The 25,658-nt window shown below is 73.6% G+C and carries 25 protein-coding genes; 12 read left to right on the top strand and 13 right to left on the bottom strand.

Features of this window, described 5'->3' with window-relative positions:
* Positions 1–209 precede the first annotated feature (209 nt).
* From QF030_RS19805 to QF030_RS19790, 4 genes are all read left to right on the top strand, one after another.
* Complete coding sequence (locus QF030_RS19805) at positions 210–1,337, top strand: NADH:flavin oxidoreductase (RefSeq protein ID WP_307164010.1); 1,128 nt, start codon at positions 210–212, stop codon at positions 1,335–1,337.
* Positions 1,338–1,419: 82 nt separating this feature from the next.
* Positions 1,420–2,274 (top strand): metallophosphoesterase, encoded by an 855-nt coding sequence (locus tag QF030_RS19800; RefSeq protein ID WP_307164009.1) that lies wholly within the window; start codon positions 1,420–1,422, stop codon positions 2,272–2,274.
* 168 nt (positions 2,275–2,442) lie between these two features.
* Positions 2,443–3,915, top strand: a complete 1,473-nt coding sequence (locus QF030_RS19795) for an MFS transporter (RefSeq protein WP_307164008.1) — start codon at positions 2,443–2,445, stop codon at positions 3,913–3,915.
* 115 nt (positions 3,916–4,030) lie between these two features.
* Entirely contained in the window at positions 4,031–5,599 is a 1,569-nt protein-coding gene (locus QF030_RS19790) for a carboxylesterase/lipase family protein (RefSeq protein ID WP_307164007.1), read from the top strand.
* Positions 5,600–5,641: 42 nt separating this feature from the next.
* On the opposite strand, the gene QF030_RS19785 is transcribed toward QF030_RS19790, so the two are convergent.
* The 4 genes from QF030_RS19785 to QF030_RS19770 all read right to left on the bottom strand — a co-directional run bounded on the left by QF030_RS19785 (position 5,642) and on the right by QF030_RS19770 (position 10,292).
* Entirely contained in the window at positions 5,642–6,217 is a 576-nt protein-coding gene (locus QF030_RS19785) for a hypothetical protein (RefSeq protein ID WP_307164006.1), read from the bottom strand.
* Between the two features lie 607 nt (positions 6,218–6,824).
* On the bottom strand, positions 6,825–8,393 hold the full coding sequence (locus QF030_RS19780) for a PTS transporter subunit EIIC (protein WP_307164005.1): 1,569 nt from the start codon (positions 8,391–8,393) through the stop codon (positions 6,825–6,827).
* Positions 8,394–8,409: 16 nt separating this feature from the next.
* Positions 8,410–9,345 carry an N-acetylmuramic acid 6-phosphate etherase gene (murQ, locus tag QF030_RS19775; RefSeq protein ID WP_307164004.1) on the bottom strand — a complete coding sequence of 312 codons (936 nt, stop codon included), beginning with the start codon at positions 9,343–9,345 and terminating at the stop codon, positions 8,410–8,412.
* Between the two features lie 53 nt (positions 9,346–9,398).
* Positions 9,399–10,292: a MurR/RpiR family transcriptional regulator gene (locus QF030_RS19770; RefSeq protein ID WP_307164003.1), complete on the bottom strand. Its 894-nt coding sequence runs from the start codon at positions 10,290–10,292 to the stop codon at positions 9,399–9,401.
* 55 nt (positions 10,293–10,347) lie between these two features.
* Here QF030_RS19770 and QF030_RS19765 point away from each other — a divergent pair, with 55 nt between their 5' ends.
* Entirely contained in the window at positions 10,348–10,731 is a 384-nt protein-coding gene (locus QF030_RS19765; protein ID WP_307164002.1) for a hypothetical protein, read from the top strand.
* A 7-nt stretch (positions 10,732–10,738) separates the two neighbouring features.
* Entirely contained in the window at positions 10,739–11,005 is a 267-nt protein-coding gene (locus QF030_RS19760; RefSeq protein WP_307164001.1) for a DUF4031 domain-containing protein, read from the top strand.
* A 155-nt stretch (positions 11,006–11,160) separates the two neighbouring features.
* Here the strand turns inward: QF030_RS19760 and QF030_RS19755 are convergent, their stop codons facing one another.
* Positions 11,161–11,670, bottom strand: coding sequence for a GNAT family N-acetyltransferase (locus QF030_RS19755; RefSeq protein WP_373428786.1), 510 nt, complete (start codon positions 11,668–11,670; stop codon positions 11,161–11,163).
* On the bottom strand, positions 11,667–12,311 hold the full coding sequence (locus QF030_RS19750; RefSeq protein ID WP_307164000.1) for an HD domain-containing protein: 645 nt from the start codon (positions 12,309–12,311) through the stop codon (positions 11,667–11,669). Before QF030_RS19750 ends, QF030_RS19755 begins: the two co-directional genes overlap by 4 nt.
* 105 nt (positions 12,312–12,416) lie before the next feature.
* On the opposite strand from QF030_RS19750, the gene QF030_RS19745 reads away from it, so the two are divergent.
* Positions 12,417–13,136, top strand: coding sequence for a copper homeostasis protein CutC (locus tag QF030_RS19745; protein ID WP_307163999.1), 720 nt, complete (start codon positions 12,417–12,419; stop codon positions 13,134–13,136).
* 15 nt (positions 13,137–13,151) lie between these two features.
* Here the strand turns inward: QF030_RS19745 and QF030_RS19740 are convergent, their stop codons facing one another.
* Complete coding sequence (locus tag QF030_RS19740; protein WP_307163998.1) at positions 13,152–15,230, bottom strand: HelD family protein; 2,079 nt, start codon at positions 15,228–15,230, stop codon at positions 13,152–13,154.
* A 310-nt stretch (positions 15,231–15,540) separates the two neighbouring features.
* On the opposite strand from QF030_RS19740, the gene QF030_RS19735 reads away from it, so the two are divergent.
* Positions 15,541–15,732 (top strand): hypothetical protein, encoded by a 192-nt coding sequence (locus QF030_RS19735; RefSeq protein WP_307163997.1) that lies wholly within the window; start codon positions 15,541–15,543, stop codon positions 15,730–15,732.
* Position 15,733: 1 nt separating this feature from the next.
* Here QF030_RS19735 and QF030_RS19730 read toward each other — a convergent pair whose 3' ends face one another.
* Positions 15,734–17,380, bottom strand: a complete 1,647-nt coding sequence (locus QF030_RS19730; protein ID WP_373428785.1) for a DNA repair helicase XPB — start codon at positions 17,378–17,380, stop codon at positions 15,734–15,736.
* A 161-nt stretch (positions 17,381–17,541) separates the two neighbouring features.
* On the opposite strand from QF030_RS19730, the gene QF030_RS19725 reads away from it, so the two are divergent.
* Positions 17,542–18,087 carry a hypothetical protein gene (locus QF030_RS19725; RefSeq protein WP_307163996.1) on the top strand — a complete coding sequence of 182 codons (546 nt, stop codon included), beginning with the start codon at positions 17,542–17,544 and terminating at the stop codon, positions 18,085–18,087.
* A 108-nt stretch (positions 18,088–18,195) separates the two neighbouring features.
* Here QF030_RS19725 and QF030_RS19720 read toward each other — a convergent pair whose 3' ends face one another.
* Positions 18,196–20,808 (bottom strand): helicase C-terminal domain-containing protein, encoded by a 2,613-nt coding sequence (locus QF030_RS19720; RefSeq protein ID WP_307163995.1) that lies wholly within the window; start codon positions 20,806–20,808, stop codon positions 18,196–18,198.
* A 203-nt stretch (positions 20,809–21,011) separates the two neighbouring features.
* Here QF030_RS19720 and QF030_RS19715 point away from each other — a divergent pair, with 203 nt between their 5' ends.
* Together QF030_RS19715 and QF030_RS19710 are read left to right on the top strand one after the other, a co-directional pair.
* A complete protein-coding gene (locus tag QF030_RS19715; protein WP_307163994.1) occupies positions 21,012–22,031 on the top strand; it encodes a hypothetical protein in 1,020 nt (339 codons plus the stop codon).
* 32 nt (positions 22,032–22,063) lie between these two features.
* A complete protein-coding gene (locus tag QF030_RS19710; protein ID WP_373428784.1) occupies positions 22,064–22,702 on the top strand; it encodes an HAD family hydrolase in 639 nt (212 codons plus the stop codon).
* On the opposite strand, the gene QF030_RS19705 is transcribed toward QF030_RS19710, so the two are convergent.
* Positions 22,678–22,929, bottom strand: a complete 252-nt coding sequence (locus QF030_RS19705) for a hypothetical protein (protein ID WP_307163992.1) — start codon at positions 22,927–22,929, stop codon at positions 22,678–22,680. The two genes, QF030_RS19710 and QF030_RS19705, sit on opposite strands and share 25 nt — an antisense overlap.
* A gap of 182 nt (positions 22,930–23,111) precedes the next feature.
* Here QF030_RS19705 and QF030_RS19700 point away from each other — a divergent pair, with 182 nt between their 5' ends.
* Positions 23,112–23,495 carry a cold-shock protein gene (locus tag QF030_RS19700; RefSeq protein ID WP_307163991.1) on the top strand — a complete coding sequence of 128 codons (384 nt, stop codon included), beginning with the start codon at positions 23,112–23,114 and terminating at the stop codon, positions 23,493–23,495.
* 31 nt (positions 23,496–23,526) lie between these two features.
* Here the strand turns inward: QF030_RS19700 and QF030_RS19695 are convergent, their stop codons facing one another.
* The 3 genes from QF030_RS19695 to QF030_RS19685 are packed head-to-tail and all read right to left on the bottom strand — an operon-like array spanning position 23,527 to position 25,596.
* The gene (locus tag QF030_RS19695; protein ID WP_307163990.1) at positions 23,527–24,375 is read right to left on the bottom strand and encodes a 1,4-dihydroxy-6-naphthoate synthase; all 849 of its coding nucleotides are present in this window, start codon (positions 24,373–24,375) and stop codon (positions 23,527–23,529) included.
* Entirely contained in the window at positions 24,365–25,114 is a 750-nt protein-coding gene (locus QF030_RS19690; RefSeq protein WP_307163989.1) for a futalosine hydrolase, read from the bottom strand. The genes QF030_RS19695 and QF030_RS19690 overlap by 11 nt, the downstream gene beginning before the upstream one ends.
* Positions 25,084–25,596: a DUF2771 domain-containing protein gene (locus QF030_RS19685; protein WP_307163988.1), complete on the bottom strand. Its 513-nt coding sequence runs from the start codon at positions 25,594–25,596 to the stop codon at positions 25,084–25,086. The genes QF030_RS19690 and QF030_RS19685 overlap by 31 nt, the downstream gene beginning before the upstream one ends.
* Positions 25,597–25,658: the final 62 nt, after the last annotated feature.

Below are 25,658 nucleotides of genomic sequence, written 5' to 3'. Positions count from 1 at the left end.
CGTTCCAGCTCGGAGGGCGAGAGCAGGGAGGGGGCGGCGGCCAAGGCTTCGGCATGGCGCCATGTCGGGCAGCCGGACCGCGTGGCCGGGATCACAGGACCTGTCTCCCGGGGCGCGGAATGGCTCGGAGGACCGTGGGGTTTCAGTGGGATAGGCACTCAATGCGTGTGCACATACCAACTGGTCTTTCGTCCCGAGGAGCCCCCCACGTGAGCATCACCTCGCCCGCCGCTTCGCGCGCCGCCGAGATCCTTTCCCGCCCGGTGTCCATCAACGGACTCACCGTCCCTAACCGCATCGCCATGGCGCCCATGACGCGCATGTTCTCCCCGGACGGCATTCCCGGCGAGGACGTCGTGTCGTACTACGGCCGTCGGGCCGCCGCCGGTGTCGGACTCATCGTCACCGAAGGGACGTACGTCGGGCACGAGTCCGCGGGGCAGAGCGACCGGGTGCCGCGGTTCCACGGTGCGGAGCAGCTCGCGGGCTGGGCGAAGGTCGCGGAGGCCGTGCACGCGGGCGGCGGAACGATCGTGCCGCAGCTGTGGCACATCGGGATGGTGCGCAAGCAGGGCGAGCCGCCGTACGCGGACGCGCCCGCCGTCGGCCCCTCCGGTATCCGTGTCGACGGAACCGAGGGCACCGGCAAGGCGATGACCCAGCGTGACCTGGACGACGTCATCGGCGCGTTCGCCGAGGCCGCGGCCGCCGCCGAGCGCATCGGCTTCGACGGCGTCGAGCTGCACGGAGCCCACGGCTACCTCATCGACCAGTTCCTGTGGGCCGGCACCAACCGCCGCACCGACGCCTACGGCGGCGACGCCGTGGCCCGTGCGAAGTTCGCCGCCGAGGTCGTGGCCGCGGTGCGGGAGACCGTCTCGGCCGATTTCCCGGTCATCTTCCGCTACTCGCAGTGGAAGCAGGAGGTGTACCGGGCGCGACTCGCCGAGACGCCGGAGGAGCTGGAGGCCATCCTCGCCCCGCTCGCCGCCGCCGGCGTCGACGCCTTCCACGCCTCCACCCGCCGCTACTGGCTCCCGGAGTTCGACGGTTCGGACCTCAACCTCGCGGGCTGGACGAAGAAGCTCACCGGCAAGCCCACCATCACGGTCGGCTCGGTGGGCCTGGACGGCGACTTCGTCAAGGGCTTCGCGGGCGAGGGCGCCCCGGTCAAGGGGATCGACGACCTCCTCGACCGGCTGGAGCGCGACGAGTTCGACATGGTGGCCGTGGGGCGTGCGCTGCTCCAGGACCCGGAGTGGGCGGCCAAGGTGCTCGACGGACGCCTCGACGAGCTGAAGCCCTTCGACGCCGCCGCGCTGCGCACCCTCAGCTGAGTCCCACCCCCTCCCGACCCGTTGACGTCGACTCGCTGAGCGTCCACCCGTCGGGCCCCAACTCGCGGGTATGGTCCGGGAGATGAGAATCCTGCATCTCTCGGACACCCATATCGGCCGCGTCGACGGGCCCGACGGCCGTCGCGTCGACGCCGCCGACTCCCTGCGGCTGCTGCTCGGGGAGCTGCGTCACCAGCGGGACGTGGACGCGGTCGTCGTCCCCGGCGACCTCGCCGACGACGGTTCGGTGGCGGCGTACACGACCGTGCGGGAGCTGATCGGCGGCTTCGCGCGTTCGCTGGACGCGCCGGTCTTCTACACGACCGGCAACCACGACGAGCGGTCCGCCTTCGCCAAGGTGCTGGGCAGCGGCCACCCGGACGCCGTCCTCGCCTTCCCCGGCGCCGAGCGGGCCGCCGTCAGCACGGTGGGCGGCTGGCGGCTGGTCACCCTTGACTCGCTGGTGCCGGGGGAGGTGTACGGCCGGCTCGGGTCGGCTCAACTGGCCTGGTTGCGGGAGGTGTTGGGCAGTCCGGCCGAGCTGGGCACCGTAGTCGCCTTCCATCACCCCCCGATCAGCCTCGACGTCTCGGCGACCCAGCGGGTCTTCGGACTGCGCGACCCCGAGGAGCTGGCGGAGGTGATCCGGGGGAGTGACGTCCGCGTACTGCTCACCGGGCACTTCCATCTCCAGCTCTTCGGGCTGCTGGCCGCCGTGCCGGTGTGGGTGACGCCCGGGGTCGTCAACCGCATCGACCTGACCACCGCGCCCGGCACCGAACGGGCGGTGCGTGGGGCGTCCGCGTCCCTGGTGGAGCTGGGCGGGACGACGGGGCCGATGTTCCACACCCTGCACGCACGGGATCCGCGGGCCCACGAGACGGTCTACGAGCTGGACGAGGAGCGGACCCGGGAGGTCATCGCGCGGCACGGCTGAGTTCCGGAGGCCGTTCCGCCTCGCCGCCTCGTCCGGCGTCGGTGTCGGTGTCGGTGTCGGTCCTGGCGGTGCCGTCACGGGAAATTTAGCTTGCTTAACTCAATCAATCTCCATAAGCTTGCTTGAGTCAAGCAGTTCTACCCTCGTGCATCCGACGGAGGCCCTGTCATGTCCGACGCCCTCGCCCGACCCGCTGCGGCGGAGACATCCGCTCCACCGAGGTCCAACGCCGTCGTGGCGGTGCTGGCCCTGGCCGGGATCGTCGTCTCGCTGATGCAGACGCTGGTCATCCCGATCGTCCCCGAGCTGCCCAAGCTGCTGGACGCGTCCGCCTCCGACACCGCCTGGGCGGTCACCGCCACGCTGCTCGCCGCCGCCGTCGCCACCCCGGTCGTGGGGCGGCTCGGCGACATGGTCGGCAAGCGGCGGATGCTGCTCACCAGCATCGTGCTGCTGGTGTCCGGCTCGGTGGTCTGCGCCCTCGCCGACTCGCTCGTCCCGATGATCGTCGGCCGTGCGCTCCAGGGTCTGTCGGCCGCCGTGGTGCCGCTGGGCATCAGCATCCTGCGGGACACCGTCACCGCCGAGAAGCTCGCCGGTTCGACGGCGGTGATGAGCGCATCCCTCGGCGTGGGCGGCGCGCTCGGTCTGCCCACAGCCGCCTTCATCGCGGACAACTGGGACTGGCACATCCTCTTCTGGACCTCCGCCGCCCTCGGCGTCGTCTCCTTCCTGCTCGTGCTGGTGTTCGTCCCGGCATCGCAGAACCGCGTCGGCGGCCGCTTCGACCTCGTCGGCTCGCTCGGTCTGTCCGCCGGGCTGGTCTCGCTGCTGCTGGCCGTCTCCAAGGGCGCCGACTGGGGCTGGACCTCCGGTACGACGCTGGGCCTGGGCGCCGCCGCCGTCCTGGTCCTGGCCGCCTGGGGCTGGTGGGAGCTGAGGGCCGACCAGCCGCTGGTCGACCTGCGCACCACCGCCAGGCCCCAGGTGCTCTTCACCAACCTCGCCTCGATCGCCCTCGGCTTCTCGATGTTCGCGATGTCCCTGGTCCTGCCCCAGCTGCTCCAGCTGCCCGAGCAGACCGGCTACGGCCTCGGCAGGTCGATGCTGACCGTCGGTCTGGTGCTGGCCCCGCAGGGCCTCGTCATGATGGTCATGTCCGCCGTGTCCGCCAGGATCACCAAGGCCAAGGGCCCCAAGGTGACCCTGATGATCGGCGCGCTGATCGTCGCCTCCGGCTACGGCCTGAACATCGCGCTGATGTCCGAGGTCTGGCACCTGGTCCTGGTGTCCTGCGTCATCGGCGCCGGTATCGGCTTCACGTACGGCGCGCTCCCGGCCCTGATCATGGGCGCCGTGGACCCGTCCCAGACGGGCGCGGCCAACAGCCTCAACACGCTGATGCGGTCCCTGGGCACCAGCTTCGCCAGCGCCATCGCCGGTGTGATCCTCGCCCAGATGACCACCGACTTCGGCGGCTACGCCCTTCCCTCGGAGAACGGCTTCAAGGTCGTCATGGCCATCGGCGCCGGCGCGGCCCTGGCGGCCTTCCTCCTCGCCATGTTCATCCCGAAGCGCAAGGCCCCGGCCGGGCGCCCGGTGGTGGATGGCGCCGAGGAGGCCGCCCCGGTCACGGCGTGAGGGCCAACCGACGTGCCGGAGGCGGCTGTCACCCACACGAGGGGTGACAGCCGCCTCCGGCACTTTCCCCGATCACCGCCCGTTCCACGAGCAGCCGCCCTTTCAGGAGTGATCCATGACGACACCCGACGCCACCGACGCCACCGACCGTCTCGTCGCCCGCACCAGCGCCGGTGCGGTACGAGGACGCCGCGAGGAGGACCTCACGGTCTTCCGCGGTATCCCCTTCGCCGCGCCTCCCGTCGGCGAGGCCCGGTTCCAGGCCCCCCGCCCGCCCGACCCGTGGGACGGGATACGGGACGCGTACGCCTTCGGCCCGCCGCCCCCGCAGGAGGCGGGCATCCAGGGCCGGGCGGCGCTCCTGGACATCCCGGCAGGCGACGACTGGCTGACGGTCAACGTCTGGACCCCGGACACGCGGCCGGACCCGTCGGCCGCCCGGCCGGTGATGGTGTGGATCTACGGCGGCGCCTACAAGCTCGGGCACTCCGGCAGCCCCGGCTACGACGCGCAGCACCTCGCCCGCGCCGGCGACCTGGTCATCGTCACCTTCAACTACCGCGTCGGCATAGAGGGGTTCGCGCGGATCGAGGGCGCGCCCGCCAACCGGGGACTGCTGGACCAGGTCGCCGCGCTGGAGTGGGTGCGGGACAACATCACGGCGTTCGGCGGCGATCCCGGCCGGGTGACCCTGTTCGGCGAGTCGGCGGGCGCCGGTTCGGTGGCCGCGCTGCTGGCCATGCCGAGCGCCCGGGGCCTCTTCGGGCGGGCCGTCGCGCAGAGCGTGCCCGGCACCTACTTCTCCGACGAACTGGCCCGTGATCTCGCGAGCGCGATCGCCGCGGAGGCCGGCCTGCGCCCGACGGCCGCCGACCTGGCCGCGGTGGACCCGCGCACGCTGACCGAGGCCGGTGCGGCGCTGGGCGCGAAGATGGCGCAGCGGGTGGACCGGTGGGGGCAGGTCGCGCCCACGGTCACGCCGTTCTCGCCCGTGGTCGACGGCGAGATCCTGCCGACGACCCCCTGGCAGGCGCTGGCGGCGGGCGCCGCCCGGGACGTCGAGCTGGTCGTCGGACACAACGCTCAGGAGTTCCGCCTGTTCCTCGCCATGGGAGGCCTGCTCGGCAAGGTGACGGAGCAGCAGGCCTCCGCCGCGTTGCGCCTGTTCGCCCCGGGCGGGGGAGCGGAGGGCGAACAGGCCTACCGGTCGGCCTTCCCGGACGCGGATCCGGGTGAGCTGTACGAGCGGGTGCAGTCGGACTGGCTGTTCCACATACCTTCCCTGCGCCTGGCCGAGGCGCAGGTGGCGGGCGGCGGCCGGGCCCACGTCTATGAACTGACCTGGCCCGCCCCGGGAGCCGGCGGCGCCCTGGGCGCGTGCCACGGCCTGGACATCCCGCTGCTGTTCGGCACCTACACGGCGGACCTCGGAAATCTGCTGTTCGCCGGGGCGGAGGTGACGGACGAGGCGCGTGCCCTGACAGCGGTCTTCCAGCGGTCGTGGACGTCCTTCGCGCGGACGGGAGACCCGGGCTGGCCGGCCTACGACCCGGAGCGCAGGCTGGTCCAGGTGCTGGACGCGGAGCCGGAGGTACGCCCCTACCCGGAGGAGACGTCCCGCCGGCTGTGGGAGAGCCACGGCTTCCCGCCGCTGCCGCTGCTGGACGGCGGTGCCGGCTCCTAGGGTGCCTCCAGGCCGCCGGTCCGGCAGCGCCCCGCAAGGGACCTAGAGGTTGCCGAGGGGTTCGATGTCGACCTTCACCGGGGTGCCCCAAATCCGCAGCACCTCGTAGTCGGTGAACTCGTGCACCAGGCGGTAGGCCATCGCGGGCCGGGATCCGCGGCGCAGGGCGGCGATGTAGAGCTCGGCCTCGCGGCGGTCCCGGCGCGGGGTCCCGCAGAGCTGCCACTCCTGGCCGGTCCACAGCTCCGCCAGCCAGCGCTGCTGGGGCTGCGGCCGGTCGGCGCGGGTGCCGTAGCGGGAGGTGGAGGGGGTGGGGGCGGTGTAGGGCGCCTGGGGGCCGGGGCCGTTGAACTCGGCGCGGCGGGCCGCCCGGCGGCGGGTCTCGCAGAGCAGGCACAGGTCGGGGGCCGCCTCGTCGACCGGGCCGTGCGGATGCTCGGCGCAGCGGGTGGTGGGCGTGGCGCCGACCACGCTGTCGTCCAGCAGGTTCAGGGCACGCCGCAGATCGGCCTTGACCTCGTGCAGCCGGGTGTCCGGGGTGTCCGCGGTGAGCGCTTCGCCGTGCTCGCCGAGGAGCCGGAGGGCACGGCCGAGCGCGGTGAGCTGGGCGTGGTTCATGGCTCCAAGGGTAGGGCGGGCACGGCGGGCGACGGCTCGCGGCCGATCCGCGCTCCGCAAGCGGATGCCGCTGACCCTTTCGGTGACGATTCAGGGGGCGCCGGCAGGAGGCGCCGGCAGGACCACACCGCGACTTCGTCAGCCGGATCCGGATCGGCGAGGCGCCGACCCACCAGGCCTCCCGCCCCGCTCCGGCATTGGCCCCGGCTCCGGCTCCGGCTCCCGCTCCCGGTCGGCCTCCGCGCCCAGGCTGCGGCTGCGGCTCCGGCTCCGCGCCCCCTGTTCCGGCTGCGACTCCCGGGCGGGCTCCGCACCCGCCCCCGCTTCGGCTTTGTCCCCCACTCCGGCTCCGGCTATCGCTCCCGCTCCGCTCCGCTCCGGCATTGGCCCGGGCTCCCGCTCCCGGTCGGCCTCCGCGCCCAGGCTGCGGCTGCGGCTCCGGGTCCGACTCCGCGCCCCCTACTCCGGCTGCGGCTATCGCTCCCGGTCGGGCTCCGCGCCCAGGCTGCGGCCCGGGTCCGGATCCGCGCCCCCTGTTCCGGCTGCGGCTCCCGGGCGGGCTCCGCACCCGCCCGCGCTCCGGCTTTGTCCCCCACTCCGGCTCCGGCTATCGCTTCGGGTCCGGCTCCGCGCCCCCTGTTCCGGCTGCGGCTCCCGGGCGGGCTCCGCACCCGCCCCCGCTCCGGCTCCCGCCCCCGCTCCCGCCCCCGCCCCCGCTCCCGCTCCCGCTCTTGCCTTCGCACCCGCTCTCGCCCCCCTCCCCGTCTCCGCTCCTGCTCGGGTGGGGAGGGGTGGTGGTCCTTGCTCGGTCGGTGATGCCGAAGGCGTAGGTCGCCGCGAAGCCGACCGCGTATCCCGTCAGGAGTCCGCCCGCGTAGACCGCCGCGGTCAGGCCCAGCCCCCGGTTGCCGGCCAGCAGCGGGAACAGGGCCCAGCCGGACGGGCCGATCGCCGTCGCACCCACCTGGTCGCCCAGCATCGCGAAGAAGCCGACGAAGGCGCCGCCGGCCGCCCCGCCCGCGCAGGCGGTGAGGAAGGGGCGGCCCAGCGGGAGCGACACCCCGTAGATCAGGGGCTCTCCGACGCCCAGCAGCCCGGCCGGGAGCGCCGACCTGATCGTCGTGCGGAGAGATGTGTCGTGGCGCAGCCGCACGTACACCGCCACCGCCGCGCCGACCTGGCCCGCGCCCGCCATCGCCAGGACGGGCAGCAGGACCGTGTAGCCCTGCTGGTCGATCAGGGTGGTGTGGATGGGGATGAGGGCCTGGTGCAGGCCGAGCATCACCAGCGGCAGGAAGAGGCCGCCGAGCACCAGACCGGCGAAGGCGCCCGTCGTCGCCAGCAGCCAGTTCGCCGCCGTGCCGATGGCCGACGACACCAGGCCGGCCGCGTACATCAGGCCGTACAGCGTGGCGAGCCCGGAGACGAGGACCGTCAGGGTCGGCGTGAGGAGGACGTCGAGCGCCTCCGGAACCCGGCCGCGGCACCACTTCTCGACGCGGGTCGCGAGGAGCGCGGCGGCCAGCGCGCCGAGGACCCCGCCCTGACCGGGGGCGAGGGTCACCCCGAATGCCGTCACCTTCGCGACCCCCGGGTAGACGACGATTGCGGCGACCGCGCCGCCCAGGATCGGGGTGCCGCCGAACTCCTTCGCCGTGTTGTGGCCGACGAAGACGGCGATCAGCGCCATGAACGCGGAGGCGACGGCGGTCAGGGCGGGGCTGAGGCCGGGCAGCCACCCGGCGTTGAGCAGCAGACCGTTCACACCGGCGAGGACGCCGCAGCCGATGAGGGCGGGGATCAGCGGGACGAACACGGCGGCCAGCCGGCGCAGACCGGCCTTGAACGGGGTCGCGTTGCCCCTGCGCCGCTCCTCCCGCAACCGGGCGCCGCGCGCGCCCAGTTCGGCGGCGGTGGACGGCTGGGCGAGCAGCTGCTCGAAGTCGGCCGTCACCCGCGTCACCACGCCCGGCCCGAGGACCACCTGGTACGAGCCGCCATCGACGACGACCCCGAGCACCCCGGGCACGGCCCGCAGCGCCTCCTGGTCCGCGTGGGACGGATCGGCGAGCCCCAGCCGCAGCCGGGTCATGCAGTGGGCGACGGACAGGACGTTCGCCGGGCCGCCCACCAGGGGCAGGATCGCGGCGGCGGTGGAGGAGGAGTCGATTCGCACCCCCCGAGCGTGCGGCTCAGCCGCGCGCCGCACCGAGCGCGGCGCGCAGATGTCCCCCGGACTCCTCCAGAAGGCGGGCGGCCGTCGGCCCGTCCACGCCGGCCAGCAGGGCGAGGATCGCGTTCTTCACCTCGCCGTCGGTGGCCGCGAGGGCGGCCTCGATCTCCGGCTCGGCCGCCCCGGTCGCCAGCGCGACGATCCGCCGTGAACGGGCGCGCAGCTTCTCGTTGGAGGCGCGGACGTCGACCATCAGGTTCCCGTAGGTCTTGCCCAGCCGGATCATCGTGATCGTCGAGATCATGTTCAGGACCAGTTTCTGGGCGGTGCCCGCCTTCAGCCGGGTGGAGCCGGTGAGCAGCTCCGCCCCCACGACCACCTCGATGCCGTGCTCGGCGGCGGCGGCCAGCTCGCTGTCCGGGTTGCAGGCCAGCCCGACGGTCAGGGCGCCCCGGGCCCGCGCGTAGCGCACGGCGCCGACGGCGTACGGGGTGCGGCCGGAGGCGGAGACGCCGACCACGGTGTCGTCGGGCGTGAGTACGAGGGCGGCCAGATCGGCTTCGGCGAGCTCCGCGGAGTCCTCGGCGCCCTCGACGGAGGTGACCACCGCCGCCGGGCCACCGGCGATCAGCCCGACGACCTGGCCGGGCCCGGTGTTGAAGGTCGGCGGGCACTCGGAGGCGTCGAGCACCCCGAGCCGTCCGGCGGTGCCGGCACCGGCGTAGACCAGCCGGCCACCTCGGGCCATGCGGGCGGCGACGGCGTCGATGACGGCGGCGATCTGCGCAAGCCGCGCCCCGACGGCGGTGGGGACCTCGGTGTCCTCCCCGTTCATGAGGCGGGCGATGTCGAGGGTCGGGAGCCGGTCGATCTCGGCGAGATCGGAGCGGAAGGCTTCGGTGGTGAGGGTTTCGAGCGCGGCGCGCAGCTCGCTGGGGTCGGGCTGGGAGGTCATCGGAGGTGGCTCTTTCCGGTGCGGGTCGGGACAACTGTCTGCACCACCACGGTCTACCGGTGCCGGTGCGCCAACGCCTCGTACGACGCGGCCAACGCCGGCGCGGCCGTCGCGTAGGTGCGCTGGGCCACCCCCACGAACAGGCAGTCGACCACCAGCAGCTGACTTGTCCGGGACGACATCGCCGCCGGGCGCAGCTCGCTCTCGCGCGCGGTCGACGTGGCCAGCACGTGATCGGCGTACTGCGTCACCGCGCTGTTCGGCCGTCCGGTGACGGCGACGGTGGTGGCCCCGTGCTCGAACGCCACCCGCAGCGGTTCGATGACGTCGCGCGTCGCACCGGAATGCGTGATGGCGATCGCGAGGTCGCCGGAGGCGAGTTGGACCGCGGTGGTCACCGCGAGGTGGGTGTCGCTGTGGGCGTGCGCGATGAGCCCGATCCGCAGGAGCTTCTGGGTGAGGTCCTGGGCGACGAGCCCGGACGCCCCGACGCCGTACACGTCGATGCGCCGTGCGGCCGCCGCCGCGGCGACGGCGGCCTCGAGCTGGCCGGTGTCGAGGGCGGCGGCGGTGTCGGCGAGGGTCTGCCGTTCGTCGTGGGCGAGTTTGGCGACCACGTCCGCCAGCGGATCGTCGACGGCGATGTCGGTGGTGAGGGCGGGCGCCCGCCCGGACCGCTGGTGCGCCGCCAGCCCGGCGAGGGCGAGCCGCAGGTCGCGGTAGCCGGGATAGCCGAGGAGGCGGGCGGTGCGCACGACGGTCGCCTCACTGGTGCCGGTGTGTTCGGCGAGGCCGGTGACGGTGAGAGCGGCGCAGCCCGCCGGGTCGTTCGCGACGGCTTCGGCGACGCGGCGCATGGAGCGGGTCAGGGAGGGGGCCAGGGTGCGGACCTTGGCGGCGAGGGCGGCGGGATCGGGACTGAAGGTTTCCTTCACGGCCTTGGTCACCTCTGAAAGCTATTTTCTGTTCGGGCTCGGGGTCAAGAGTGCGCACAATGGGGGCATGGACCCCATCAGCCCCCTGGAACAGGCGTTGCACACGGCACGCGCCCTCGTGCTGGCCGACCTGGCCTCGGGCGAGGTCGCCGCGGCGGACGTGGTGTCGTTGGTCGAGGACTCCGTGGTGCAGCGGCGCTGGTGGGTCGAGCAATGGCCGGACGGCGTGGCGTACGTGGCCGGACTCGTGGCGCAGGACGTGCAGGACGCGCTGCTGGAACGGCATGGGCGCTGGCCCGTCTGCCCGGTCTGCGGCTCCGGCGACCCGCACGCCCTCGAGGTCGAGCCCGAACTCGGCCCCGATCCGCACTGGGTGTGCCACAAGGCGGGGGTGAAGGTCGCCTCGGTGGGCTCGCTGGGGCCGGCCCTGGGAAGCGGGTCGTCCTCGTGAGGCTCTCGTGACCGTCTACATCGACCCGCCGGACTGGCCGGGGCACGGCCGCATGTGGTCCCACCTCGTCAGCGATGTCTCGTACGGCGAACTGCACGCGTTCGCCGAGGCGTTGGACGTCCCGCGACGCGCCTTCGAGCGCGATCACTACGACATCCCGTCGCACCGCTACACCGAGGTGGTGGCGGCCGGCGCGGTAGAGGTGAGCAGTCGCGAGGTGGTGCGCCTGCTGACGGCGGCCGGCCTCCGCAGACGCAAGTTCGCGGGAAGGTAGACAAGCCGGAAGGCAGACGGACCGGAAGGCGGGCAAGCCGGGGGGCACGCCGACCGGGAGCCAGGTGGGCCGGCAGGCGGGCGGGCCGGGAGGCGGCGGGTCGCGACAGGGCCGGGCGGGGGTTCGGGTGCGGGCGTTCCGGGCGGCGGCGACCCTTACGCCGGGTGCTCCCGCCCGCGCAGCTCGTACGCGTCCTCCTCGTCGCCTCCGCCGACCTTGACGAACCCGGCCCGTTCGAGCACGTGCCGGGAGGGGGCGTTGGTCCGCCCGACGACCGCGAACAGGCGTCGTACGTCGTCCCGCGCCAGCGCCCAGCCGGCCAGCGCGCGCAGCGCCTCGGTCGCGTAGCCGTGGCCACGGGCCGCCTCGACCAGGTCGTAGCCGATCTCCGTACGGCCGTCGTCGTCGGGGGCGGCGTGAAAGCTCACGCTGCCGACGGCCCGGCCGTCCTCCCGTCGCACCAGGACGTACATGCCGAACTCCGGCCGGTGCACGCCGGACACGAACGCCCGCACCATCGTCCCGGCGGCGTCCCGCGTCCCCTCGAACGGTCCGCCCCCGAGCCAGACGAAGCCGCCGCCGCCGCCCGCCCGCAGTCCGGCGGCGGCGCTGGGCGAGACGCCCTCGAGGGTGAGGCGTCCGGCGGGGATGCGCGGGGTGGTCACGAGGTGAGCAGTTCCAGCTCGCCCCGCAGGTTGTAGCGGGCCGTGGCCTCCCACCGCTCGCTCCCGTACGGCGTCCTGAACAGCCGGGGCAGGTCGAGGAGTTGACGCAGGATGTCCGCCCGGCCGGCCCGGAAGGCGTCGCTGGGGACGAAGTGGTACTCCTCGCGGACGGCGGCGGTGTAGGCGGCGTACGCGGTCGGCGGGGCGGCGAGGATCGCGAGGTCGGCGTCGCACAGCACCTGGCCGTCGAGGTCGTCGTCGGACGGATCGTGGGTGACGGTGAGCCGGACGAGCCTCGCGACCTCGGCGGTCCGCTCCGGCGACACACCCGCCTCGGGCAGGGCGCGCTCGGCGAGACGGGCGGAGCGCTCCTCGTTCTCGGACCGGTCGGGAAGGTAGACGGCGTCGTGGAACCAGGCGGCCAGCCGGACGACGTCCGGGTCGGCGGCGTGCTCCGCGAGCACGTCGACGCGGTCGAGGACGTCGGTGAGGTGCTTGAGCGTGTGGTAGCGGCGCTGCGGCTCCTGCCAGCGGGCGAGGAGGTCGTCGCAGTACGGCGCCGGGTCGGGACCGGCGGCCGGGCCCCGGGTCCTGTCCAGGGTGTGGCTGAAACGGGTGCGCAGGGCGTCGAGATCGGCCATGGCCCCATTGTCGCGCGTGCGGCGGGGGTTCTCCGGCGTATTCTTGAATTGGACTAGACCTGTAGCCGCCCAGTGGGGCCGATGAACGCCGACGAATGGGGTGCCATGAGCAAGCGTGCAGTTCTGGAGGTGATCGCCCTCGACGTCGAGGACGCGGTCGCCGCCCAGACCGGAGGCGCGGACCGCCTCGAGCTGGTCACCGACATGGCCGCCGACGGGCTCACCCCGCCGGTCGCGGTCTTCGCCGCGATCCGGGCCGCCGTCGACCTCTCCCTGCGCGTGATGCTCAGACACTCCGACGGCTTCGCGGCGGGACCCGCCGAGCAGATCGACTCCCTGGTACGGGTCGCCGGCGAGCTGCGGACGGCCGGTGCGGACGAGTTCGTGCTCGGATTCCTCGACGCGGACGGCGGGGCGGACCTGGCCGCGGTGGAGCGGATCGTCGCCGAGCTGGACGGCTGCCGCTGGACCTTCCACCGCGCCCTCGACCACGCCGGCGACCGCGACGCCCTGCGCAAACAGCTCGACGGCCTGCCCGGCCTGGACACCTACCTCACGGCCGGTTCCGCCACCGGCGTCGACACCGGCCTGCCCACCCTCCTCGCCGAGGCGGCACGGGGCGGGGAGCAGGGGTACGAGCAGCAGCTCCTCGTCGGCGGCGGGCTGCGCCTCGACCATGTGCCGGTGCTGAGGGCGGGAGGCGTCGACGCCTTCCACATCGGCGGCGCGGCCCGGCCGGACGGCTGGACCGGGCCCGTGTCGGCGGCCGCCGTGCGGGAATGGCGGCTCGCGGTGGACGGGAAGCAGGACGAGCGGGACGCGTAGACGCGGCCGGGCCGGTCAGGCGAGCTGGGGCGGCAGCGCGGCCGCGTGCGTCACGATCAGGCCCGACACCGCTCGGGTCAGCGCCACGTACAGCCGCCGCAGGCCCGTCCGCTCGTCCGGCTCGCCGTCGACCACCGCCCGGGGCTCGTCCAGGACGACGTAGTCGTACTCCAGACCCTTGGCCAGGGAGGCCGGGACCAGGGTGAGGCGGGTCTCGGCCGTCGTCTCCTCGCCCGGGGCGAGGAAGCCGATGCCCGACGCCGTCAGCGCCTCGGCCAGCTCCGGGATCCGGGCGTCGGCCGCGATCAGGCCCGTCGACCCCTCGTTGCGCAGCAGCTCCTCGCAGGCCGCGACGACCTCGGCGGTGCCGGTCACCGGCCGGAGGTCGAAGAAGCCGGGGTTCTCGCGGACCGAGGCGACGGGGGTCAGACCCGGCGCGATGTACGGGAGCAGACGCGAGGCGTAGGTGATGACGTCCGTCGGCACGCGGAAACCCGCCGTCAGTTCCTCGATCACCGCCTCCGCCTTGCCCAGGTGACCGAGGGCCTCCTGCCAGCTGCGGGTCGCCCACGGCGTGGTGCCCTGCGCCAGGTCGCCCAGCACGGTCGCCGAACCCGTCGTACAGCGGCGGCCGACCGCCCGGTACTGCATGGGGGACAGGTCCTGCGCCTCGTCCAGGACCACATGTCCCAGGGAGTGGGTGCGCTCGACGAGGTCGGTCGCCTCGTCGATCAGCACCGCGTCCGCCGCCGACCACCTGGCCGCCTTCACGGACCGGGCCGGCCTTCTGCCGGATCCCGGCAGCGCCCACAGGATGGTCTTCTGCTCGTCCTCGGTCAGCACGCCCTTCGCGTGCTCGGCGAGGAAGTCCGCGTCCGTGAGCAGCCGAAGGACCAGCTTCGCCGGTTCGACGGCCGGCCAGACCTCCTTCACGGCCGCCTTCACCGCGCTGTTGCGGGCGACGGCGTCCTGCACCCGGTCGTCCGGTGCCTCGCCCGAGCGTTCCATCTGCACCAGCACGGCGTGCGCGATGCGCTGCGGCAGGGCCTCGCGGGCGGCGCCGTAGCGGATGCCCCGGTCCAGCAACTCCCGGACCATCTCCTCGATCTCGTACGCCGGAAGCCGCCACCGCCGCGAGCCGCGCACGACGACGAGCGGTTCGCCCGGCATGCTGACGTGCGAGTACAGGGCGCGCCGCAGCACCTCCGCCATCCTCGCGTCCCCCTTGACCATCGCCGCCGCCGCGTCGTCCGTGCCCCGCACCTCGACGTGGGCCACCAGGTCGTCGACCGTGCCCTGGCGCACCGCCAACTCGCCCAGCGCCGGCAGCACCTGCTCGATGTAGTGCAGGAACGACCGGTTCGGTCCGATGACCAGCGTGCCGGTGCGGGCGAGCCGCTCGCGGTGGGCGTACAGCAGATACGCCACCCGGTGCAGACCGACGGCCGTCTTACCGGTACCCGGGCCTCCCTGGACGCAGACCGTCCCGCCCAGCCCGCTGCGCACGATCTCGTCCTGCTCGGGCTGGATGGTGGCGACGATGTCACGCATCGGTCCGACACGGGGCCGCTCGATCTCCCGCTGGAGCAGCTTGCTGGTCCGCGCCGTCTCCGCCGGGTCGGACAGATGCTCGTCCTCGTAGGCGGTGAGGTCGCCGCCGGTGTACCCGAAGCGGCGGCGCAGCCCGACGTCCATCGGGTCCTTCTTCGACGCCCGGTAGAACGGCTGCGAGACCGGCGCACGCCAGTCGACGACCATCGGGTCGCCGTCGCCGTCGTGCACATGCCGTCGCCCGATGTAGAACTGCTCCCCCTCCGCGCCCTCCGCCCGCTCGGCGCCGGGAGCGTGCAGGTAGTCGAGCCGGCCGAAGAACAGCGGGGTGTCGCTGAGGTCGGCGAGCGCCTTGATCCGCTCGCCCATCTGGCGTTCCAGGATCCGGGCGTTGACCCAGTTCGCGGTGACGTCGCTGATGTCGAGGGCTTCGACGTCCTCGCGCATGGCGCGCAGCGCCCGCCGGGAGGAGCTGAGGTGGGCGCGTTCGCGGGCGAGCGGATCGTCGTCGACGGACGTGGACGGTGTGGACGGCGTGGACAAGGGGGTGCCTCCGGACCGGCTGAGGGGGCGCTGGGGTGGGTCCGTCCGGTTTCCGTCCGGACGGCGGCACTCCGGAAAGGGAGGCGGGCAAGAGCGGAGATTGTAGGTGAACGAGAGAGAGGCGTGCCAACGCGTTTATCGGGACGCCTCCCGGTGCCGGCCCGCTCCGTCCACCGGGAGCCCTCCCACCCCTGCCCGACGGCCGTCCGTCCCGTAGGGGACACCCCGCCCGCAGGTGTACCGGAGTAGTACGCCGAATGGGGACCTGGGACCGATGCCCGCTTTACGCCGCGGCTCGCATCATGGAGACATGAGTGCTGCGACCATCACCCCGGCCCCCGGTCGCCCGTCCGGCGCGACCTCCCTGTCCGATACGCCCGACCTGCACCGCCACCGTCTCGGCGACGCCCTGCGCGCCGTGAAGGTCTTCGCGGGCGCCGCCTTCGACGTGATCATTCTCGGCGGGTACGGCGAGGAAGCGGGCGTCCGCCGCCGCGGATGACTCAGGCCTCACCCGCGAGCAGCTCGTCCGCGTCCATGATCCGGTACGCGTAGCCCTGTTCCGCCAGGAAGCGCTGGCGGTGCGCCGCGAAGTCCTGGTCGAGGGTGTCCCGTGCCACCACCGAGTAGAAGTGGGCCTGGTGGCCGTCCGCCTTCGGGCGCAGGACCCGGCCCAGTCGCTGGGCCTCCTCCTGACGGGAGCCGAAGGTGCCCGACACCTGGATGGCGACCGTCGCCTCCGGCAGGTCGATCGAGAAGTTCGCGACCTTGGACACCACCAGGACGCTGATCTCACCCTGCCGGAAGGCGTCGAAGAGCTTCTCGCGCTGCGCGTTGGAGGTCTCGCCCTTGATCACCGGAGCGTTCAGGTGCTCGCCCAGCTCGTCCAGCTGGTCGATGTACTGGCCGATGACCAGGATCTGCTGGCCCGCGAAGCGGCGGACGAGCGCCTCCGTCACCTTGCGCTTCGTCGCCGTCGTCGCGCAGAAGCGGTACTTCTCCTCCGCCTCGGCGGTCGCGTACGCCAGCCGCTCGGAGTCCGTCAGGTTCACCCGGACCTCGACGCAGTCCGCGGGCGCGATGTAGCCCTGCGCCTCGATCTCCTTCCACGGCGCGTCGAACCGCTTCGGACCGATCAGGGAGAACACGTCCGACTCACGGCCGTCCTCGCGGACGAGGGTCGCGGTCAGGCCGAGACGCCGACGTGCCTGGAGATCCGCCGTGAACTTGAACACCGGAGCCGGCAGCAGGTGCACCTCGTCGTAGAGGATGAGCCCCCAGTCCCGGGAGTCGAACAGCTCCAGGTGCGGGTAGACGCCCTTCCGCCGGGTCGTGAGCACCTGGTACGTGGCGATGGTGACCGGCCGGATCTCCTTGCGCGTCCCGCTGTACTCGCCGATCTCCTCCTCGGTCAGCGACGTCCGCTTCACCAGCTCGTGCTTCCACTGCCGTGCGGAGACGGTGTTCGTGACGAGGATCAGCGTGGTCGACTTCGCCTGGGCCATCGCCCCGGCGCCGACCAGGGTCTTGCCCGCACCGCACGGCAGCACCACGACCCCGCTGCCGCCGTGCCAGAAGTTCTCCACCGCCTGCTTCTGGTAGGGCCGCAGCGCCCAGCCGTCCTCGGCCAGCTCGATCGGATGCGCCTCGCCGTCGACGTATCCCGCGAGGTCCTCGGCCGGCCAGCCGAGCTTCAGCAGCGTCTGCTTGATCTGACCGCGCTCGGAGGGGTGCACGGCGACGCTGTCCGGGTCGATCCGGACGCCGACCAGCGGAGCGACTCGCTTGGAGCGCAGGATCTCCTCCAGCACCGGCCGGTCGGTGGTGGTGAGCACGAGGCCGTGCGCCGGGTGCTTGCTCAGGGTCAGACGGCCGTAGCGGTCCATCGTCTCGGCGATGTCGACGAGCAGCGCGTGCGGCACCGGGTAGCGGCTGTACTGCACGAGCGCGTCCACGACCTGCTCGGCGTCGTGCCCGGCGGCCCGCGCGTTCCACAGGCCCAGCGGCGTCAGCCGGTAGGTGTGGATGTGCTCCGGCGCGCGCTCCAGCTCCGCGAACGGCGCGATGGCACGACGGCAGTCGTCCGCCTGCTCATGGTCGACCTCCAGGAGCAGAGTCTTGTCCGACTGGACGATCAGCGGTCCGTTCACGTACGCCATCCCTTCCGCACGGGCCAAACCTCCAGTGTGCCGTACGGCGCGCCGTAGCGGTGGCCCGCTTCTTCCCGGCGGCCCCGCGCAACCCTGACCTGCGTTCGTGGGTCTGACCGGGGGAGCAGCGCGATCGACGCGACGCGGTGGGGAGTCACGGTATGTCGGTCCTGTCGTTCCGCAGAGGTGCGGTCGGCGTGGGAGCCGCGGCGGTGCTGGCGGCCACGGGCACCTGGGTGATGTGGCCCGCGGACATCGACGGGCGGTTGTGGGGCGAGGTACGGCCGGTGATCGAGGCCAGGATCGCGGCGGAGTCGCGGGGCGGCGAGACCGCGCCCGCGCTCCGGGCCCGCTGGTTCTGCCGGGCGGAGGCGCTCGAACTGGAGGAGCACGCGGGCGAGGTGCGGGCCGGCGTCAACACGCTGTGCGTCGAGTACGGGGTGCAGGGCGACGGCCTGGTCGAGTGCGGCGCCGGACAGTATCCGCAGGTGGTGCGTTTGCGGCGGGACGAGGTGGCTGCCGGGGGCTACCGGGTCGTCTCCCGCGAGGAGCCGCCGGACGGCGACGGTTACGGGCGGTGGACGGAATCCCACTTCGGGGTCTTCACCAGGCCCTCCCTCCAGGACCCGATGTCGTCCCGCGCCCTGGAGGCCACGGCCCGCGCCCACTTCGGCCTGCCCGCGGACGCCTCCGTCGCAGAATGCTGACCGGCCGGGCCCCGGCCCGACGCCATCCGACCGGCGGTCCCTGAACCGGCGGCCGGGTGCCTTGCGGCCGGGTGTCCGGCGGTCGTGCGTCTGCCGGTCGTTTCGGGGTCAGTCGTCCGCCAGTTCCGCGACTCCCGTGATCCGGTGCAGCGGGTACGTGCGGACTTCGTCCGCCGTGTGGTCGTACGCCGTCACGAAGCCCCCCTCCACCCGGACCGGGGCGATGACGCGCTGGCTGGCGGTGCCTTCGGCGTTGACGTAGCCGATCCACAGGGCCTCGCCGGTGAGGACGGCGGCCTGCATGGTGGCGAGGGTCTCGGCGGAGCTGGTCCGGGGCAGTTCGCCCGGGGCGAGCGGGGCGGCGTCCTCGGCCGGCTTGCGGGGAGCCGTGGCGGCCAGGTCGCCCGCTCTGATCGCGCGGATCGCCGCGGTGAGCAGGGTGGTGTCGGGCACCGGCGGACCGTCCGGCACCGGCTCGGGGGCCGTGCGGGGCGGGGTGCGGTGGGCATGGGCGCGGGTGATCAGGACATCCCCCTCGGCCGACTCGGCGGCGGGCGCGAAGCCCATCGAGCGCAGACCCTCGAGGAGGGCCGCCGGGTCGGCCTGGGTCGCGAGCACCGTCGGGGCCAGGCGGCGCAGGCGCAGGGCGGCGGCGCGCTTGTCGGCCAGGATCTCGTTCAGCAGGGCGTCGTCGTCGCAGCGGACGTAGGCCGAGGCCGCGCCCACCCGCAGATGGCCGTGCCGACGGGCCACGTCGTCGATCAGGTACGCCAGCGGCTGCGGCACCGGCGTACGGGAGTGCTCGGCGAGGAAGGCGTGCAGGTCGGAGGCGCTGCGGCCGGCGTCCAGGGCGCGGCGCACCGAACCGGGTGTGAAGCGGTAGACGGTCGCGCCGCCCTTGGACTCGACATCCGCGAGGACGCTCAGCACGTCGGCCAGCGGGCGCCGCAGCGGGCCGGGGGCGACCGCGGTCAGGTCGGCCTGGAGCAGGACGTGGTCCAGGGGCTCGGGCAGCAGCGGGGCGAGCAGACGGGCGGCGGCCGCCGTGGCCACGGCCTGCTCGGGAGGCGAGAGGGGCGCGGCGGAGGATCCGGCGGCGGTCGCGCGGTGCGGCACGGGGAGCTTGTCGCCGGGGCCGGTCGGGCCGGTCGGGCCGGTCCGCGCGGTCGCGGCGGCGGTGGCCGGTCCGGTCGCGGACCGTGCCCCCAGCAGCGCCCGCCCGTGCGCCGACAGCGCGCCGCGGCCGGTCACGCCCAGCAGCTCGGCCTCCGTCAGGGTCCAGCGGGCCAGCCGGGAACGCAGGTCGTCGTCGCCCTCGGAGCCCTGCGAGCCCTGTTGAGCCTGCGGGCTCTGCCGGCTCTGCGGTCCGCGCAGCGGGCGCTCCCAGCGCAGCCGGGCCAGCACCGCCTCCGGGTCCGGCGCGGCGCCCTCGGGCAGCCCGGCCAGCAGGGTCAGCACGCGATGGCGCACCTCGGGCGCGGCGGACCGGTCCAGGCCGGGCCCCAACGCCGACAGGGCCCGTTCCTTGAGGTCCCGGCCGCCGACCACCCCGGACGTCCGGGTCGCCGCCAGCCAGGCCTGCGCGAGCTGCGCCCACCGGTCGGCGGGGGCCCGCTCCAGCCACTCGTCGTACTCCGGGGTGGCCGCGTACCGCTCCTCGGCCTCCCCGTCCGAGGCGAGCAGCCCGGCCGCGTACGCCAGCTCCACCCAGAACGCGGCCATCGGCTCGGACACGTCGAGGGCCACGGCCGTCCGCTTGAGGTCGCGCACGCTCAGCCCGCCGGCCCGCAGGACCGCGGGGCCGCCCTCGTGCCAGTCCTTCAGCAGCTCCTCCACGGTCGCCAACGCCGTGTACGCCTGCCCGGCCGCCGTCGCGTCCACCACCTGTGGACGGTGCGTGGCGAGTGCCTCGACCGTGGGCGGCACGGGTTCCGCCGCGCGGTGGGCCCGGCCCTCGCGCAGGTGCAGGGCCACCTCGCGGGGCAGGACGACGGTTCCGGGCGCCGTAGGCAGCAGCAGCCCGCGATCGAGCAGCCAGCGCAGCCGTGCCCCCGGATCGGCCGTGACCTGCCCGTACGGTGGCCCCCACATCAGCCGCTTCAGGACGTCGACGGAGTCGGCGGGCGCCTTCGCGAGCAGGGCGGCCATCTTCCTGCGGTGCGTGAACAGGGCGGTGAGCGCGCCGGCGGCGGACACCGAGTCGTGCGTGGACGGCAGCCCGGCCGCCACCACCAGCTCCTGGATCCGGCCCGGGGACATGCCCGCCGTCGCCTCCCGCACGCTCGGCCCGAGCCCCGTCGGGGAGGGGTGCTGCGCGGACGGCGCGAGCAGTTCCCGGGCGGTGCGGACGAGGCGGAGGCTGCCCTCGTCGCCCCAGACCAGGGCCTGTTCCCGCAGCGCGGCCAGGGCGCCGGGCAGGGCGTCGGCGACCGCCTGGTCGCGGGTGTCGCCCGCCATCAGACCGAGCAGTTCGGCGTACGTCGCCGGGTCGCCGGCCACGGCCAGCGCCTCCGCGGTCTGGAGGGCGAACCGGTCGAGCCGCTCCAGCGCGCGGACGACGGAGGCGCGGGTGCCGGCGCGGGTGGCGAGCTGAGTGAGGTCGGTGGGGACCGGGGTGATGAGGTCGGGGCGGGCGCGCAGGAGTGCGGCAAGGGAAGCGTCGTCCCGGGCGCGGAGCGCTGCCGCTAGGGAACGGGGGGCCCGCTGGTCCTCGGTGCTCATCTTGCCCACGGTAGCGGTTGGCGTCCCCCGGGGGCTGCGCCCCCGGACCCCCGCTTCGGCCCTGGAGGGGCCTCGTCCCCGATCGCCGGACGGGCCGGGTGGTGCGGGCCGGTGTCCGACCGGTGGCGTCGCACGGGCTCGGTGATGCGGGGCGGCGGCATGGAAGGAGCGGTGCGGGGGAGGGGAGGCGGTAGCTTCTTCTCGTGGGGATCGAGAGCGACCAAGTCGTCTACGAGTATCTGAGCCGGGTCGGGGATGTCGCGCAGCAGCGGCAGTTGTCGTCGGCCACGCGGATGAGGCTCGTCTCCGAGCTGCGCAACGAGATCGACCGGCGCCGGGCGAAGGCGGTCGTCGACTCGCCCGCCGCCGTCCGCCGCATCATCGACCGCCTCGGCAGTCCCGACGACATCGTCGCCGCAGCGGCCGGTCGCGGCGGCGACGCGCCGCAGACGCCGGCGCCGCCCTCCGTGCCCGCGCAGCGCGACCGTGAGGACGAGCCGGAGCGGCCGAAGGGCATCCGGCGGGTCGTGCCGCGGCCCCGGACCGGCGCGCCGCCCCCCGCCGCCCCCGCCGCCCCCGCCGCGCCTTCCGACGTGGCGTCCCCGCCGCACCGCGCCCCGGCGCACGAGCTGGGCGACGGCCGCGGGACGCCCGACTGGTGGCTGAACGAGCCGACCCCGCTGGGCATCGGCGAGGACGTGCCGGGGTTCGTCGGCGGAGTGGAGATCGCGGATCTGCTCAAGCCTCCGCGGCCCAGGAAACTCGAGGAGGAGGGGGAGGAGCGGGAGGAAGAGGGTGAGGGGGAACCGGGTGCGGACGGCGGCGGCGGTCGGCCGCGTCGGCGTCGGCTGCGGCTCCTTCGGCGCTCGTCCTCGGGTGAACGGGCCCGCTGGAGCAACCCCCTGCTGCTGATCGCCGCCGGTGCTCTCGTCGTCGGCGCGGCGCTCGGGAACTGGTTCGGGCTGATCCTCGGGTGGCTCATCGCCTACGCCTCGCGCCGGCTGACCGAGCGGGAGACGAAGTTCGCCGTCATGGGGCTGCCGGGGCTCGCGATCACGGCCGGGATCGTCTGGCTGTGGGGACGGTCCGAGGGGCGCTGGGGCGACCCCGTCGCGGACGGGCACATGAACGACGCCGTCGCCCAGACCTGGCCCTGGGTGATCCGGGGCGCGGCCGTGGCATCGGCGCTGTTCCTGGTCTGGCGGTCCCAGAAACGCAGGTAGGAGGGCCGCGCCGACCAGGCAGAATGGGCCGCATGACGTCACCCCTGCTCACCGTCGGCTTCGACCTCGACATGACCCTCATCGACTCCCGGCCCGGCATCCGCGCCACCTATGCGGCGCTCGCCGAGCGGACGGGGACGTACATCGACGCCGATCTGGTGGTCACCCGGCTCGGGCCGCCGCCCGAGACCGAGCTGGCGCACTGGTACCCGGCGGAGCGGGTCGCGGCCGTCGCAGACCTGTACCGCTCCCTGTACCCCGAGCACGGCGTCACCGGCGCGACCGCGCTGCCCGGCGCCCGGGAGTCGATCGCGGCGGTGCGGGCGGCCGGCGGCCGGGCGATCATCGTCACGGCCAAGCACGAGCCCAACGCCAAGCTCCAGGTGGAGTATCTGCGCCTCGGCCCCGACGCGGTCATCGGCAACCTCTGGGCGGAGCAGAAGGCGCAGGCGCTGCGTGAGCACGGCGCGAGCGTCTACGTCGGCGACCACGTGGGCGACGTGCTCGGCGCGCGCGCCGCCGGGGCGCTGTCGGTGACCGTGCCGACCGGGCCGATCGATGCGGAGGAACTGCGGAGCGCCGGTGCGGATGTCGTGCTCACCGACCTCACCGAATTCCCGGCCTGGCTGGCCGGTCACCTCGAGACCTATCGCACGGCGCCCCGCGCCTGACGCCGGCCCGCGGCGACCGATCGCAGGACGCCCGCGCCCGCGATGAGGAATCCGACGCCCATGAACATGCTCAACCCGAACATGTACGTCGGAAAAGGCGTCGTATCGAGAAGGAGTGGGGCGACTGTGACCAGTGTGGCCACGGCGCCGACGAAGAACACGATGGCACCGGCACGGATCAGTCGGTCACCGGGAGCGGCGGAATTCGTTTGGGTTTTGTCACGCACCGGACCAGGGTAGTTCCCTGCGCGAAGGAACAACCGGGGGACGTCTTGTCACCGGCCCGAAGACCATTAGCCTTGGTACCGGCGGGTCGTGGTCGACCCGCCCGAGTGCTATCCAGAGCCGTTCAGAGCTGTTTCGGAGTTCGGGAAGCAGCTTTCCGACGAGTACGAGGACGAGGACAGACGTGCCTACCGGCAAGGTCAAATGGTTCAACACCGAGAAGGGCTTCGGCTTTCTCTCCCGTGACGACGGCGGTGACGTCTTCGTCCATTCCTCCGTCCTGCCTGCCGGAGTCGAGGCGCTGAAGCCGGGCCAGCGAGTGGAGTTCGGCGTCGTCGCCGGACAGCGCGGCGACCAGGCGCTCTCCGTCGTCGTTCTCGACCCGACCCCCTCGGTCGCCGCCGCACAGCGCAAGAAGCCCGACGAACTGGCCTCCATCGTCCAGGACTTGACCACCCTCCTCGAGAACATCACCCCGATGCTCGAGAAGGGCCGTTACCCGGAGAAGACCTCCGGCAAGCAGATCGCCGGTCTGCTGCGCGCGGTCGCCGACCAGTTGGACGTCTGACCGGTACCGGCCTCAGGCGAATCCGCAGCCGTCACGGGAAAGCGAGCGCGTCCGGGCCGAGGGGCGGCAACAGCCCCTCGGCCGCCGCGCGGGTCAGCAATCCCCTGACCGCCGCATAGCCGTCCTCGCCCAGGTCCGCCGTGAACTCGTTGACGTACAGACCGATGTGCTGGTCGGCGACGGACGGGTCCATTTCCTGAGCGTGTTCCATGACGTACGGACGGGAGACCTCCGGGGCGTCCCAGGCGGCGCGCACGGAGGCGCGGATCGAGTCGGCGAGCCCGGCGAGGGTCTGCCCGCCCAGCGAGCGCTTGGCGATGATGGCGCCGAGCGGGATCGGCAGGCCGGTCGTGGCCTCCCAGTGTTCGCCCATGTCCGCGAGCTTGTGCAGCCCGTAGTCGCGGTAGGTGAAGCGGGCCTCGTGGATCACCAGCCCCGCGTCGACCTTCCCGTCCCGCACGGCCGGCATGATCTCGTGGAACGGCATGACGACGATCTCGCCGACGCCCTCCGGGACCGTCTCCGCCGCCCAGAGCCGGAACAGCAGGTACGCCGTCGACTTCTCGGACGGTACGGCGACCGTACGGCCGGTCAGTTCGAGCCCGGCCTCCCTCGTCAGCACCAGCGGGCCGCAGCCCCGGCCCAGCGCGCCCCCGCACGGGAGCAGCGCGTACCGGTCCAGGACGTACGGCAGCACGGCGTACGACACCTTCAGCACGTCGAACTCGCCGCGCTCGGCCATGCCGTTGGTGATGTCGATGTCCGCGAACGTCACGTCGAACCCGGGTGCGCCCGGCACACGGCCGTGGGCGAGGGCGTCGAAGACGAACGTGTCGTTGGGGCAGGGCGAGTACGCGATCTTCAGATCGTCACCGGTCATGTGGGTTCCAACTCTCCAGGACGGGTGTGAGCTTCCCGAAGGCCGTGGTCAGGGCGGCGAGCGCCGTGCCGATGCGCCAGGCGTCGCGGTCGCGGGGGCCGACGGGGTTCGAGACCGCGCGGATCTCCAGCACGGGCACGCCGTGCGCGGCGGCGGCCTCGGCGACCCCGAAGCCCTCCATCGCCTCGGCCAGGGCGCGCGGGTGCAGTGCGCGGAGGGCGGCGGCCCGGGCGGCGCTGCCGGTGACCGTCGAGACGGTCAGGACGACGCCGGTCAGGGCCCCGGTGGCGGCCGCGGCCTCTCGTACGAGGGACGCGGGCGGACGGTGGGTGACGGTGCCGAAGCCCAGCTCGGTGACGGGCAGGAAGCCGTCGGCGGTCTCGGCGCCCAGGTCGGCGGCGGTGATCTCGTCGGCGAGGACCAGCGAACCGACGGGGGCGGCGGGCGCGAAGCCGCCGGCGATGCCCGTCGAGACGACCAGGCCGTAGGGGTCGCCCCCCAGCGCGGCGGCCGTGAGGGCCGCCGAGACGGAGGCGGCGGCCAGGGCCGGGCCGACCCCGGCGGCGAGCAGGTCGCAGGACTCGCCCGCGCGGTGCAGGATCGCACCGGGCAGGCGCACCTCGGGGCCGGACCCGGGCAGCGCCCGGGCCACCGCGTCCCGCTCGGCGGGGACCGCGGTGGCCACGAGGACGCGGGTACGGGACGTGGTCAGTCGTCCTTCTTGAGCTTGAACGACCACAGGCCGGTCACCGCCTGGCTGTCCTTCTTGCCGTCGCCTGCCTTGATGGAGACGAGGGTGGAGTCGCCCTGGGCGCCGTACTGGGCGTTGAAGAACACGCTGCCCGGGATCGTGCGGTAGGTCTTGTCGCTGTCCTCGGTGAGCGGCTGACCGTTCATCAGGATCGTCCAGCGCTTGTCGGCCACGTCGGGGTCGACGCCGAAGCGGACGGTCTCGTCCGGGTCGACGGTGATCGACTCGATGTCCTTGTCCGCGAGGCACTTGGTCAGCGCGGCGGCCTGGAGGGTGTCGCGCTCCCCGCCACAGGTGGCCTCGGCGCTGACCGAGGTGTGGCCGACGGTGATCGTGGACAGCGGGGTCGGCTTGTCGCAGGCCGACAGGACGAGCAGTCCGGCACAAACGGCGCCGGCGGCGGCGACGACGCGGCGGCGTCGCGCAACGCCAGGTACATCAGCGGCTCCGCCGCGGGGCATCGTGGTCATGGCGGAAGGCTATCGGGCACGCCCAGCCCTCTCTTTACGTGGGGGGCGGCGAGGCTGTGTGT

Origin of the sequence: Streptomyces rishiriensis, assembly GCF_030815485.1 — a bacterium.
In the GTDB taxonomy this organism is placed as follows: Bacteria; Actinomycetota; Actinomycetes; order Streptomycetales; family Streptomycetaceae; genus Streptomyces; species Streptomyces rishiriensis_A.
Note: the sequence above shows the minus strand (reverse complement) of the source record. Positions and strands in the feature narration are given on the sequence as shown.